Origin of the sequence: Gordonia sp. NPDC058843, from assembly GCF_042743165.1 — a bacterium.
GTDB lineage: Bacteria > Actinomycetota > Actinomycetes > Mycobacteriales > Mycobacteriaceae > Gordonia.
In genome coordinates this window covers 1-11,538 of sequence record NZ_JBHYNC010000055.1, presented here as the reverse complement: position 1 = coordinate 11,538, position 11,538 = coordinate 1, and the positions used below count along the sequence as shown (strand labels likewise).

Sequence of the window (11,538 nt, the reverse complement as noted above, 5' to 3'; positions counted from 1 at the left end):
ACGCACCTCGTGGCCGACACCAGCGACACCGGACCGAAGAAGAACAAGAAGAAGCCGTCAGAGTATGGCGCCGATTCGATCAACATCCTCGAAGGTCTGGAAGCCGTCCGCAAACGGCCCGGCATGTACATCGGGTCCACCGGTGAACGAGGCCTCCACCACCTGATCTGGGAGGTCGTCGACAACTCCGTCGACGAGGCGATGGCCGGTTTCGCATCGCGGGTCGACGTGACCCTCCTCCCCGACGGCGGCGTCCAGGTCGTCGACGACGGTCGTGGCATCCCGACCGGCATGCACCGCACGGGTGTGCCGACCGTCGAGGTCGTCATGACCCAGCTGCACGCCGGCGGCAAGTTCGACTCCGACGCCTACGCGGTGTCGGGCGGTCTGCACGGCGTCGGCATCTCGGTGGTCAACGCGCTGTCGACCACCGTCGAGCTGGACATCCAGAACGATGGCTTCAACTGGCAGCAGACCTACAGTCACGCGAAGCCGGGTGCGCTGGAGAAGGGCACTCCCACGCGTAAGACCGGAACCACCGTTCGGTTCTGGCCGGACCCCGAGATCTTCACCGAGACAACGCGATTCAATGCGGAGACGGTCGCGCGGCGCCTGCAGGAGATGGCCTTCCTGAACAAGGGCCTCACCATCACGCTGACCGATCAGCGGCCGCAGGCCATCGAGCCTCCGGGTGACGCCGACGGTGACGAGGACGCCGGCACCACCGAGGCCGCCGAGGTGGTGAAGTCCGAAGAGGAGAAGGCTGCGGCCGCGGCGAAGCCGAAGACGCGCACCTACCACTACCCCGACGGGCTCGTCGACTACATCAAGCACCTCAATCGCACCAAGCAGTCGATCCACACCACCGTCATCGGCTTCACCGCCAAGGGCGAGGGTCACGAGGTCGAGATCGCGATGCAGTGGAACGCCGGTTACTCCGAGTCGGTGCACACCTTCGCCAACACCATCAACACCCACGAGGGTGGCACTCACGAGGAGGGCTTCCGCGCGGCGCTGACCAGCACGGTCAACAAGTACGCGCTCGACAAGAAGCTCCTCAAGGAGAAGGACGGCAAGCTCACCGGCGACGACATCCGCGAGGGTCTCGCCGCCGTCATCTCGGTGAAGGTCTCCGATCCGCAGTTCGAGGGTCAGACCAAGACCAAGCTGGGCAACACCGAGATCAAGGGCTTCGTGCAGCGCACCTGCAACGAGCACCTCGGGCACTGGTTCGAGGCGAACCCGGCCGAGGCCAAGATCATCGTCAAGAAGGCAGTCGACTCGTCACAGGCGCGCATGGCCGCGCGTCGCGCGCGAGAGATGGTGCGGCGCAAGACCGCCACCGACATCGGCGGTCTGCCCGGCAAGCTCGCCGACTGCCGCAGCAACGACCCGACCAAGTGCGAGGTCTACATCGTCGAGGGCGACTCGGCCGGTGGCAGCGCCAAATCCGGTCGCGACTCGATGTATCAGGCGATCCTCCCGCTGCGCGGAAAGATCATCAACGTCGAGAAGGCCCGCATCGACCGCGTGCTGAAGAACACCGAGGTCCAGTCGATCATCACGGCCTTCGGCACCGGCATCCACGACGAGTTCGATCTCGCCAAGCTGCGCTACCACAAGATCGTGCTGATGGCCGACGCCGACGTCGACGGCCAGCACATCTCGACGCTGCTGCTCACGCTGCTCTTCCGCTTCATGCGACCACTGATCGAACACGGCCACGTGTTCCTCGCGCAGCCGCCGCTGTACAAGCTCAAGTGGCAGAAGTCGGCTCCGGAGTTCGCCTACTCCGACCGTGAGCGCGACGGATTGCTCGAGGCCGGCCGTGCGGCGGGCAAGAAGATCAACTCCGACGACGGTATCCAGCGTTACAAGGGTCTCGGCGAGATGAACGCGAAGGAACTGTGGGAGACCACCATGGACCCGGCCGTTCGCGTTCTGCGCCAGGTGACCCTCGACGACGCCGCGGCCGCCGACGAACTGTTCTCCATCCTCATGGGTGAGGACGTCGCCGCTCGCCGTAGCTTCATCGCCCGCAACGCGAAAGACGTTCGCTTCCTCGATGTCTGATCACGTCTCGATCGAATTCGCAGTGATCGGAGAAAGTACACACCATGACTGACACCACCCTGCCGCCCGCAGGAGGCGAAGGCGACCGCATCGAGCCCGTGGACCTCGGGCAGGAGATGCAGAAGAGCTACATCGATTACGCGATGAGCGTGATCGTGGGGCGTGCGCTCCCCGAGGTGCGCGACGGGCTGAAGCCGGTCCACCGCCGCCTGCTCTACGCATCCTTCGACGCGGGTTTCCGCCCCGACCGCAGCTATGTGAAGTCGGCGAAACCCGTTGCGGAGACGATGGGTAACTACCACCCGCACGGTGACACCGCGATCTACGACGCGCTGGTGCGCCTCGCACAGCCGTGGTCGATGCGGTATCCACTCATCGACGGTCAGGGCAACTTCGGCTCACGCGGCAACGACGGCGCCGCAGCCATGCGTTACACCGAGGCGCGACTCACCCCGCTCGCGATGGAGATGTTGCGCGACATCGGCGAGGAGACAGTCGATTTCGTCCCCAACTACGACGGCAAGACCAACGAGCCGACGGTTCTGCCTGCGCGTATCCCGAACCTGCTGATCAACGGTTCGGGCGGTATCGCGGTCGGTATGGCGACGAACATGCCGCCGCACAACCTCAATGAGGTTGCGGATGCGGTGTTCTGGGCGCTGGAGAACCACGACGCCGACGACGAGACCACCCTCGCTGCGTGCATGGAGTGCATCAAGGGCCCCGATTTCCCCACTGCCGGACTGATCGTCGGCAGCCAGGGCATCAAGGACGCCTACATGACCGGACGCGGAAGCATCCGGATGCGCAGCGTCGTCGACATCGAGGAGAACAAGGGCACCACCACGCTGGTGGTCACCGAGTTGCCCTACCAGGTCAACCCGGACAACCTGATCCAGTCGATCGCCGAGCAGGTCAACGAAGGAAAACTGAAGGGCATCAGCCGCATCGAGGATCAGTCCTCGGACCGCGTCGGCATGCGCATCGTGGTGACGCTGCGCCGAGACGCCGTCGCCAAGGTCGTGCTCAACAACCTGTACAAGCACAGCCAGCTCCAGACCAGTTTCGGTGCCAACATGCTGTCGATCGTCGACGGCGTGCCCCGCACCCTGCGACTCGACCAGATGATCCGCTACTACGTGGCGCACCAGATCGACGTCATCGTGCGCCGGACCCGGTACCGGTTGCGCAAGGCCGAGGAGCGCGCGCACATCCTGCGCGGTCTGGTCAAAGCACTGGACGCCCTCGACGAAGTGATCGCGCTGATCCGCCGCTCGGCCAACACCGAGACCGCGCGCACCGGCCTGATCGACCTCCTCGACATCGACGAGATCCAGGCCGATGCCATCCTCGCGATGCAGCTGCGTCGCCTGTCGGCGCTCGAGCGTCAGAAGATCGTCGACGAACTCGCCGAGATCGAACTCGAGATCGCCGACTACAAGGACATTCTCGACAAGCCGGAGCGTCAGCGCGCGATCGTGCGCGACGAACTCAAGGAGGTCGTCGAGAAGTACGGCGACGAGCGTCGGACCAAGATCATCGCGGCCGACGGTGACGTCAGCGACGAGGACCTGATCGCGCGTGAGGACGTCGTCGTCACGATCACCGAGACCGGGTACGCCAAGCGCACCAAGACCGACCTCTACCGCAGCCAGCGTCGCGGCGGCAAGGGTGTGCAGGGCGCCGGCCTCAAGCAGGACGACATCGTCAAGCACTTCTTCGTGTGCTCGACCCACGACTGGATTCTGTTCTTCACCACCAGGGGTCGGGTTTACCGCGCCAAGGCCTACGAGCTGCCCGAGGCGAACCGCACCGCCCGGGGTCAGCACGTGGCCAACCTCCTGGCCTTCCAGCCGGAGGAGCGCATCGCCCAGGTCATCCAGCTCAAGACCTACGAGGACGCGCCATACCTCGTGCTCGCCACCCGCAACGGTCTGGTGAAGAAGTCGCGACTGGTCGACTTCGACTCCAACCGTTCCGGCGGTATCGCCGCGATCAATCTGCGCGGTGAGGACGAGCTGGTCGGCGCCCAGCTGTGCAGCGCCGACGACGATCTGCTCCTGGTGTCGCAGAAGGGTCAGTCGATCCGCTTCCACGCCGACGACGAGGCCTTGCGCCCGATGGGACGGCAGACCTCCGGCGTCCAGGGCATGCGGTTCAACACCGACGACACGCTGCTGTCCCTCAACGTCGTCCGGGACGGCACCTACCTCCTGGTCGCGACGTCGGGCGGGTATGCCAAGCGGACCGGCATGGACGATTACCCCGTGCAGGGTCGCGGTGGCAAGGGCGTCCTGACGATCGCTCACGATCGTCGACGCGGTGAACTGATCGGCGCCCTCATCGTCGACGACGACTCCGAGCTCTATGCCATCACCTCGGGCGGCGGCGTCATCCGGACGACGGCGAAGTCGGTGCGCAAGGCCGGCCGTCAGACCAAGGGTGTGCGACTGATGAACATCGACGAGGGCACGACGGTCATCGCGATCGCCCGCAACGCCGACGAGCCGGACGAGACTGAGCTCTCTTCCTAGGCGTTAGGGTGAAGACCACTGTTTCTCGACCCGTCCGCAGTCGACGGGTCGAGGGCGGTGGGCTTCGACCCGGCGCCGAGCGAGAAACGTCAGGAACGCCTGAGTGAGGGAATGTCTGTGAGCACACCGAACGAGCCGCATCAGGACCAGAACGGACGCCCCGCCGGGGGACCGGCGGGCCCCGGAACGGGCACCCCCACAGGGGGACTGGTGCCGCCGTGGCAGCGGGGGCCGGCCGATGATCCGGCCGCCGCGCCGACCGAGGCGTTCAATCGTGACGACGCGCACCGACCGGGACCGGACGGCAACCAGGGCGGTCCGTCGTCCGAGCATCGGGGCGGTCCGCCGCAGAACAACCCGGGCGGCCCGCCGCCGCGTGGCGTCGTGACCAACAGCGGCACCGCTGCCGCCAGCATGAGCGGCCAGCAGGCGCCGGTGACCAAGCTCGAGAACCCGCGTCGGCCGGGCACGGCGACGGCGACCGAGGAACCCGGTTTCGTCGAGTCACCCACCAGCACGATCGACCGCGGGCACCTCCCGGAGAACGACCTGCCCGATCTTGATCAGATTCACCACACAGCCGACCTGAAGCGACCCGAGGCGCCACAGACGCCGCCGGGCGCCAAGGCGTCACCACGGTCGGCGCCTCGCCAGGTGCTCGCCGCCGGGACAGCGCTGCGCGCGTCGGTGCAGGTGCGTCGGATCGACCCGTGGGCCACGTTCAAGGTCGCGGCCGTTCTGTCGGTGGTCGGTTTCTTCATCTGGATGATCTCCGTGGCGGTGCTGTACCTCATCCTCGACGGCATGGGCGTGTGGGATCAGGTCAACAACAGCTTCGGAACGCTCATGGCCGAGGAATCGAGCACGAGTGGTGACGTCATCGGGGCCGGCACCGTCTTCGGCGCTGCGGCGCTCCTGGGGGCCATCAACGCCATCCTCCTGACGGCGCTCGCGACGATCGGCAGCTACATCTACAACATCTGCGCCGACCTCGTCGGCGGTGCCGAGGTGACACTCGCCGACCTCGACTGAGTGAGCTCCTGACCAGCCGTTTTGTTGGTTGGGGCATCGGTCGGGTAATCTCACTCCTCGGTTCAAGGGCCTATAGCTCAGGCGGTTAGAGCGCTTCGCTGATAACGAAGAGGTCGGAGGTTCAAGTCCTCCTAGGCCCACTGCGACGGATGTTCTCGGACATCGGAATTCGCATCCCGCCGAACCGATCCGGGACGGCACGGGGCCTTAGCTCAGTTGGTAGAGCGCTGCCTTTGCAAGGCAGATGTCAGGAGTTCGAATCTCCTAGGCTCCACCAGTTCATCGACGCCGACACCGGTCGGCCACAGATGTACGAAGGCGACGACCTGGCTCGACGAGCTTGATTGTCGCCTTTCGTGTTTCCGATGCACGAACGAGCTAGGAAACCGCGTACTCCACGATCGACACCCCGCTGTCGAAGTCGCGCCCACTGACGCGCCGAAACCGCCTGGGCGCGTACCGACCCGGAGCCATCAGCGGAATCCCGCTCCCGAACAGCATCGGCTGGCGTTTGAGCACGAACCGGTCGATCTCCGCCGCCAGCTGCACCGCGAGGTCGCCGCCCCCGCAGAGCCAGATGTCCTTGCCCTCGGCCTGTCTGAGCTCGCGCACCACGTCGACCGGGTCGCGATCGGTGAACGTCACGCCCTCCACGGGCTCGCGCCGACGATGGGTGAAGACGTACTGGTCGAGGTGTCGATACGGACTCGTCACCTCGGGTAGCCCAGCGGCGTAGGTGCCTGCTCCCATGAGGACGGTGTCGAAGATCCCTGCACTCTGGTCGATCCCGAGCGCCGCGGCATAGTCGGTCGGGATGGTGTCGGCAAACCGCTCGTTGATGCCGTCCATGTGGTCGCCCTCCATCAGAAAGGCGTCGAACTGTCCATCCGGTCCGGCGATGTACCCGTCGAGACTGACGGCCACGTAGTACACGAGTTCACGCATGTTGTCCCCAATCACTTCAGATGTAGTGGTTGAGAAACTACAGCACGTGTAGTGGTTGCGCTATTGTTTTCGCATGGTCCGGAACGACGACCGCCGGCGGATGTTGGCCGACGCAGGTCTCGAAGTGCTCGCCGACACCGGCGCGCGGGGGCTCACCCACCGCGCGGTCGATCGTGCCGCCGGCGTGCCCCTCGGCACGACGACGAACTACTTTCGTTCTCGCTCAGCGCTTCTGACCGGTCTGGTGGAGCGCATCTACGAGCGGCTCGCACCGAGTGACGATTTCATCGCCGAACGGGCCGGTCGCACACCTACCCGGGACCTGTTCGCCGAGTATCTCCGCAATATCGTCGAGCGCCTGATGGCGAACCGAACCGTCACCATCGCACTCATCGAGCTGCGGCTCGAGGGGATTCGACGCCCCGAGGTCGCGGAGATCATCGCGGAGTGGCGTCGGACCGGATTCGCCGGGGATGTGGCCTTCAACGAGCAGGCAGGCCTGCCGGGGTCGGCGCGGGAGATCGCCCTGTTCCACTATGCGGTCGACGGCCTGCTGCTCGACCAGCTGACCGGTCCACTGCTCCCGGACGTCCCGGTCGACGACATCGTCGAAGCCCTCGTCGACGGGCTGCTGCCCGACTGAGTACGCGTCATCGGCTCCGGCGTCGGCCGATGATCGACCGGCGGGGCACCCGCTACCGTGGACAAGTGGACCGCGATCTGCTCGACGGGCGCTATGAGATCCGGGGAGTTCTCGGACGTGGCGGCATGGCGGTGGTGCACGACGGGTGGGACCGGCGGCTCCACCGACCGGTCGCCGTCAAACTGCTGCGGTCGGAGGCAGCGACCCCGGCTGTCGCGCGTGAGCGGTTCGCCGCCGAGGCGCGGGCGGCCGCCGCCCTCAACCATCCCAACATCGTCGCCGTTCACGATTTCGGCGAGCACGACGGCACTCCGTACATCGTGATGGAACGGCTGAGTGGCACGACGGTCGGAGACCTCATGGTCGACGGACCGTTGGCATCCGACCGTGTCGCAGCGATCCTCGTCGACGTCCTCGCGGCCCTGCACGCCGCCCACGCAGCCGGTGTGTTTCATCGCGACATCAAACCCGCGAACCTGCTGATTGCCGGTGCTCGGGTGAAGGTGGCCGATCTCGGCATCGCCAAGACCGCCGGTACCGCACACACCGCGACCGGTGAAGTCGTCGGCACCATCTGCTATCTCAGCCCGGGTCGCGTGCTGGGTCGGGCAGCGACACCCGCCGACGATCTCTATGCCGCCGCCGTCGTCGCGTACGAAGCGCTGACGGGCCGTCGCGCGTACGACCAGGACAATCCCGCTGCAGTCGCGCATGCGATCCTGCACTCGCCCCCGCCGCCGTTGGCCGTTGTGCGGCCAGATGTTCCACCGGCCTTGCGCGACACGATCGATCAGGCCATGCGGCCCGGGGACCCGGCATCGTTCGGCGACGCCGAGGCGATGCTTGCGGCGCTGTCCGGCCGCGGTGCCGCACCGCTGTCACGGCCGGCGACGAGCCGGCTCACGTCCCCGCTTTCGATGGCCCCACTTTCGATGGCCCCGCCTTCGACGACACCGCCGTCCGTGGGGAGGTCCCGACCCCGGTGGCGAACCTGGGTCGCGCTCCTCGGCGGGTCCGCAGCACTGCTGGTGGCGCTCCTGGTCGCCGTCACCGTCGCGGCGACGGGCTCGGACGAGGACGCACCGTCGCCGACGAACCCCGCCCCTGCCTCACTGCCCGCCGCAGAGCCCTCGACGGACCCGTCGCCCACGATCCCGGCGAGCACCGCCGAGACGCCGCCACCGACCCAGACGGAGCTGCCCCAGACCGAGGTGCCCCAGACGGGACCGACGGCGACCGGGGAAGACCGGAACGGTAGGGGAAACCCCGGACGAGGCAACGGCGGCAACGGCAACAGCGGCTCCGGTAACGGTGGCTCCGGTAACGGTGGCAATGGGAAACCGAAGGACGACAAGAACTGAGTTCCGCGGCAAGGCATTCGAACCACGGAGGGCCGCTGACCCGGGTCAGCGCTCCAGGTGCGCGTACCGCCGGCGGAACTTCTCGACCCGGCCCGCGACGTCGGGGATCGTGTTCACCCCGGTGTAGAACGGATGCGAGTCGCTGGTGACGTCGACGGTGATGAGCGGGTACTCGTTGCCGTCGGACCAGGTGACGGTCGCCGACGACGTCGCGGTCGAGCGGGTGAGGAACTCCTTGCCCGTCGATCCGTCGCGGATGACGACGGGGTGGTAGTCGGGGTGGATGCCCTTTTTCATGTGGGTGCCTTCCAGTCGGATGTATGTCGGCGTGGGTTCAGTTGTCCAGGGGATCCGAGGAGTCGACGCCGCGAACGGCGTCGACCGTCGACTCGGAGACGTCCAGGTCGTCGCATGGATCGGCATGGAACTGGCCGAAGGGGTCGTCGAAGGTCGACCAGAATTGTTGTCCGGCTGCGAATTCGACCTCGTTGAGGCAGGCGCTGCGAAGGGCTTCCTCGATCTCGGTGGGATCTCCCTGATGCACGAGCACGACGAGTGAGGTGTGTCGGTCACCGAAGGTCTCGTCCCAGCGCAGAGCGCCGAGAGCACGACGTTCGGCGGGTACCTGCGCGAGTTCGTCGTCGGTCATCGATGCCAGCCAGGGACCGCCGTGTGCGACGCGCAGCCCACCGCCGGCCGACTCGAGCCAGAGCGCCTCGTCGGGCTGGGTGGCGACCCAGAGCCGGCCGCGGGCGCAGACGACCCCGTCGAGCAGGGCGTCGATCGCTTCGTGGAAGCGACCGGGGTGCAGCGGTCGATCGCTGTGGAACTCGACCCACGAAACCCCGCAGTCGGACTCCAGCGGGGGTTGCCCGGCGAGGAGCGGGTCGTGCGGACCGTCGATGCGGCCTCGTCGTGAGCGGGACGGCACGGCAGCGACCAGTTGCTCGGCGAGGACAGGGGTGATCGGGCGCTGGGGCAGCTCGAACATCATCGGGACGTTCGGCGCGAGCCGCTTGAGGACGGCCACGAGTCGCGCCGACGCCCAGGCGTCGCGGAAGGTCGGATCGCACGCCGCGACCACCAGGGCATCGGCGAACGCGACCTGCCCGACGGCCACCTGGGCGAGGGTGCGGTCGTCGTCGAGAGCGACATGTCCGCCCTCGGCGAGGGAGAGGTCGCCGGTTGCCGACGTCAGCCAATCCTCCTCGGACACACAGGCGACCGTGAGGTCGATGCGGACGTCGGCGGCGGCCGGGGCGTCGTCGAACCCGGGCATGTCGGCGACGATGACGTTCTCGATCGACCACGCGACCTGCTCGGGTTCCAGGACGGGGTCGAGGGTGAGGACGATCCGGTTCACCAACGGTCGCCGATGAAGTCGCCGGAGAAGGGGGAGCAGGTCCTCGCGCAGCGTGCACGAGATGCATCCGTGGGCCAGCTCGACGACGCAGACGTCGTGCCGGGTGTGCCCGTCGGGTCCCCGCCAGCTGAGGGTCCGGACGACGCGGCCGTCTTCGACCTGGGTCAGGTCGTGGTGCACCTGGACGCTACCGACGCCCCTGCTCTCCAGCGCGTCGCCGACCCGGTGGATCGACGACGCATCGAGCCCGGTGACCAGGACGACCGGGGTTCGATGGTCGGTCGGGCCGGCGTCATCCGGGCGGTTCGCGGATTCATCGTCGAGCACGACTCCACTCCGATCTATTGAGAATGATTTCCATTTGTGCTTCGACGACGGTACCGTGACCGGACAGTTAATGCCAATCATTGTCGATAAGAACAGGAGGCAGCATGTCCAAGAGGTGCCAGGTCACCGGACGGGTACCGGGCTTCGGCAAGCAGGTGTCGCACTCGCACAAGCGGACGTCGCGCCGGTGGGACCCGAACATCCAGCGTCGGCGCTACTACGTGCCCAGCGAGGGCCGATATGTGACGCTGCGCGTGAGTGCGAAGGGGATCTCGACGATCGACAAGCACGGCATCGAATCGGTACTGCGCAAGATCCGCGCACGTGGGGAGAAAGTCTGATGGCACGCAACGAAATCCGACCGATCGTCAAACTGCGCTCCACTGCCGGGACCGGGTACACCTACGTGACCCGGAAGAACCGTCGGAACGATCCCGACCGCATGGTGCTGCGCAAGTACGACCCGATCGCCCGCGCCCATGTCGATTTCAAGGAGGACCGCTGATGGCGAAGAAGTCCAAGATCGTTCGCAACGAACAGCGGCGTGAGGTCGTCGCACGGTATGCCGACCTCCGCGCCGAACTGAAACGCGCAAGCGTGGCGGCCGATTCGACGCCCGAGGAGCGGATGGAGGCGCTGCGACGCCTACAGCGGTTGCCGCGCAACGCAAGTCCGACGCGTCTGCGCAACCGGGACGCGGTCGACGGTCGACCCCGCGGTTACATCGGCAAGGCGGGCCTGTCGCGCGTGCGATTCCGCGAACTCGCGCACCGGGGCGAACTACCCGGGATTCAGAAGTCCAGCTGGTGACCCGGACCACAGAGAATCAGGAACGATGATGGCCAACAGACGAATTCGACAGCGCGACGAGGTGCCGGCCAAGCGCAAACGCAACCTGCTCGCCGCCCAAGGTGTGCGTGTCGACGGGCGAAACCCCGTCGACTACAAGGATGTCGCGCTGCTGCGGCAGTTCCTGTCCGACAAGGGCCGCATCCGCAGCCGACGGCTCACCGGACTGAGCCCACAGGAGCAGCGCCAGGTGGCCACGGCGATCCGCAACGCACGCGAAATGGCATTGCTGCCGTACGACTCTCGGCACTGACGCGCACCTCGGTATCTGCGGCCCACCTCTGCTCCTTGAGGTGCGAGTAGACGCGACCCTCATTGCTCCCTGAGGTGCGAGCGAAGCGAGCCACGAAGGGCATGGTGAGGTGCCTCGCCAGCCCTTCGAGGCTCGTCGACCTCGACGCGCTCCTTCGT

Annotated in this window: 12 protein-coding genes and 2 tRNA genes; 11 read left to right on the top strand and 3 right to left on the bottom strand. The window is 66.5% G+C overall.

What is annotated here, in order from left to right; translation table 11 throughout:
* The first annotated feature begins 9 nt into the window (after positions 1-9).
* The 5 genes from gyrB to ACFW3F_RS23035 all read left to right on the top strand — a co-directional run bounded on the left by gyrB (position 10) and on the right by ACFW3F_RS23035 (position 5,916).
* Positions 10-2,073, top strand: coding sequence for a DNA topoisomerase (ATP-hydrolyzing) subunit B (gene gyrB / locus ACFW3F_RS23055; protein ID WP_388061600.1), 2,064 nt, complete (start codon positions 10-12; stop codon positions 2,071-2,073).
* Positions 2,074-2,117: 44 nt separating this feature from the next.
* The gene (gene gyrA, locus ACFW3F_RS23050; RefSeq protein WP_388061599.1) at positions 2,118-4,607 is read left to right on the top strand and encodes a DNA gyrase subunit A; all 2,490 of its coding nucleotides are present in this window, start codon (positions 2,118-2,120) and stop codon (positions 4,605-4,607) included.
* A gap of 117 nt (positions 4,608-4,724) precedes the next feature.
* Positions 4,725-5,639 (top strand): DUF3566 domain-containing protein, encoded by a 915-nt coding sequence (locus tag ACFW3F_RS23045; protein WP_388061597.1) that lies wholly within the window; start codon positions 4,725-4,727, stop codon positions 5,637-5,639.
* A 66-nt stretch (positions 5,640-5,705) separates the two neighbouring features.
* Positions 5,706-5,779: transfer RNA gene (locus ACFW3F_RS23040), tRNA-Ile, on the top strand.
* A 61-nt stretch (positions 5,780-5,840) separates the two neighbouring features.
* Positions 5,841-5,916, top strand: a tRNA-Ala gene (locus ACFW3F_RS23035).
* Positions 5,917-6,017: 101 nt separating this feature from the next.
* Here ACFW3F_RS23035 and ACFW3F_RS23030 read toward each other — a convergent pair.
* Positions 6,018-6,584 (bottom strand): dihydrofolate reductase family protein, encoded by a 567-nt coding sequence (locus tag ACFW3F_RS23030; RefSeq protein WP_388061595.1) that lies wholly within the window; start codon positions 6,582-6,584, stop codon positions 6,018-6,020.
* 73 nt (positions 6,585-6,657) lie between these two features.
* Between ACFW3F_RS23030 and ACFW3F_RS23025 the strand changes: the two genes are divergently transcribed.
* Complete coding sequence (locus tag ACFW3F_RS23025) at positions 6,658-7,227, top strand: TetR/AcrR family transcriptional regulator (protein ID WP_388061593.1); 570 nt, start codon at positions 6,658-6,660, stop codon at positions 7,225-7,227.
* Between the two features lie 65 nt (positions 7,228-7,292).
* Positions 7,293-8,588, top strand: a complete 1,296-nt coding sequence (locus ACFW3F_RS23020) for a protein kinase (RefSeq protein WP_388061591.1) — start codon at positions 7,293-7,295, stop codon at positions 8,586-8,588.
* Positions 8,589-8,633: 45 nt separating this feature from the next.
* Here ACFW3F_RS23020 and ACFW3F_RS23015 read toward each other — a convergent pair whose 3' ends face one another.
* Both ACFW3F_RS23015 and mrf read right to left on the bottom strand, forming a co-directional pair.
* On the bottom strand, positions 8,634-8,885 hold the full coding sequence (locus ACFW3F_RS23015; RefSeq protein WP_388061589.1) for a type B 50S ribosomal protein L31: 252 nt from the start codon (positions 8,883-8,885) through the stop codon (positions 8,634-8,636).
* Positions 8,886-8,922: 37 nt separating this feature from the next.
* Positions 8,923-10,278, bottom strand: a complete 1,356-nt coding sequence (gene mrf / locus ACFW3F_RS23010; protein ID WP_388061587.1) for a ribosome hibernation factor-recruiting GTPase MRF — start codon at positions 10,276-10,278, stop codon at positions 8,923-8,925.
* Positions 10,279-10,382: 104 nt separating this feature from the next.
* Between mrf and rpmB the strand changes: the two genes are divergently transcribed.
* The 4 genes from rpmB to rpsR are packed head-to-tail and all read left to right on the top strand — an operon-like array spanning position 10,383 to position 11,380.
* A complete protein-coding gene (rpmB, locus tag ACFW3F_RS23005) occupies positions 10,383-10,619 on the top strand; it encodes a 50S ribosomal protein L28 (protein ID WP_004020952.1) in 237 nt (78 codons plus the stop codon).
* Positions 10,619-10,783, top strand: a complete 165-nt coding sequence (gene rpmG / locus ACFW3F_RS23000) for a 50S ribosomal protein L33 (protein ID WP_004020951.1) — start codon at positions 10,619-10,621, stop codon at positions 10,781-10,783. Before rpmB ends, rpmG begins: the two co-directional genes overlap by 1 nt.
* Positions 10,783-11,088, top strand: a complete 306-nt coding sequence (gene rpsN, locus ACFW3F_RS22995) for a 30S ribosomal protein S14 (protein ID WP_388061585.1) — start codon at positions 10,783-10,785, stop codon at positions 11,086-11,088. The genes rpmG and rpsN overlap by 1 nt, the downstream gene beginning before the upstream one ends.
* Before the next feature lie 25 nt (positions 11,089-11,113).
* Complete coding sequence (gene rpsR / locus ACFW3F_RS22990; protein ID WP_388061583.1) at positions 11,114-11,380, top strand: 30S ribosomal protein S18; 267 nt, start codon at positions 11,114-11,116, stop codon at positions 11,378-11,380.
* Positions 11,381-11,538 lie beyond the last annotated feature (158 nt).

Coding starts and splice junctions, on each gene's coding strand:
- ACFW3F_RS23030 (WP_388061595.1), bottom strand. CDS start 6,584: ATGCGTGAACTCGTGTACTACGTGGCCGTCAGTCTCGACGGGTACATC.
- rpmG (WP_004020951.1), top strand. CDS start 10,619: ATGGCACGCAACGAAATCCGACCGATCGTCAAACTGCGCTCCACTGCC.
- rpsR (WP_388061583.1), top strand. CDS start 11,114: ATGATGGCCAACAGACGAATTCGACAGCGCGACGAGGTGCCGGCCAAG.
- rpmB (WP_004020952.1), top strand. CDS start 10,383: ATGTCCAAGAGGTGCCAGGTCACCGGACGGGTACCGGGCTTCGGCAAG.
- gyrA (WP_388061599.1), top strand. CDS start 2,118: ATGACTGACACCACCCTGCCGCCCGCAGGAGGCGAAGGCGACCGCATC.
- ACFW3F_RS23025 (WP_388061593.1), top strand. CDS start 6,658: ATGGTCCGGAACGACGACCGCCGGCGGATGTTGGCCGACGCAGGTCTC.
- rpsN (WP_388061585.1), top strand. CDS start 10,783: ATGGCGAAGAAGTCCAAGATCGTTCGCAACGAACAGCGGCGTGAGGTC.
- ACFW3F_RS23015 (WP_388061589.1), bottom strand. CDS start 8,885: ATGAAAAAGGGCATCCACCCCGACTACCACCCCGTCGTCATCCGCGAC.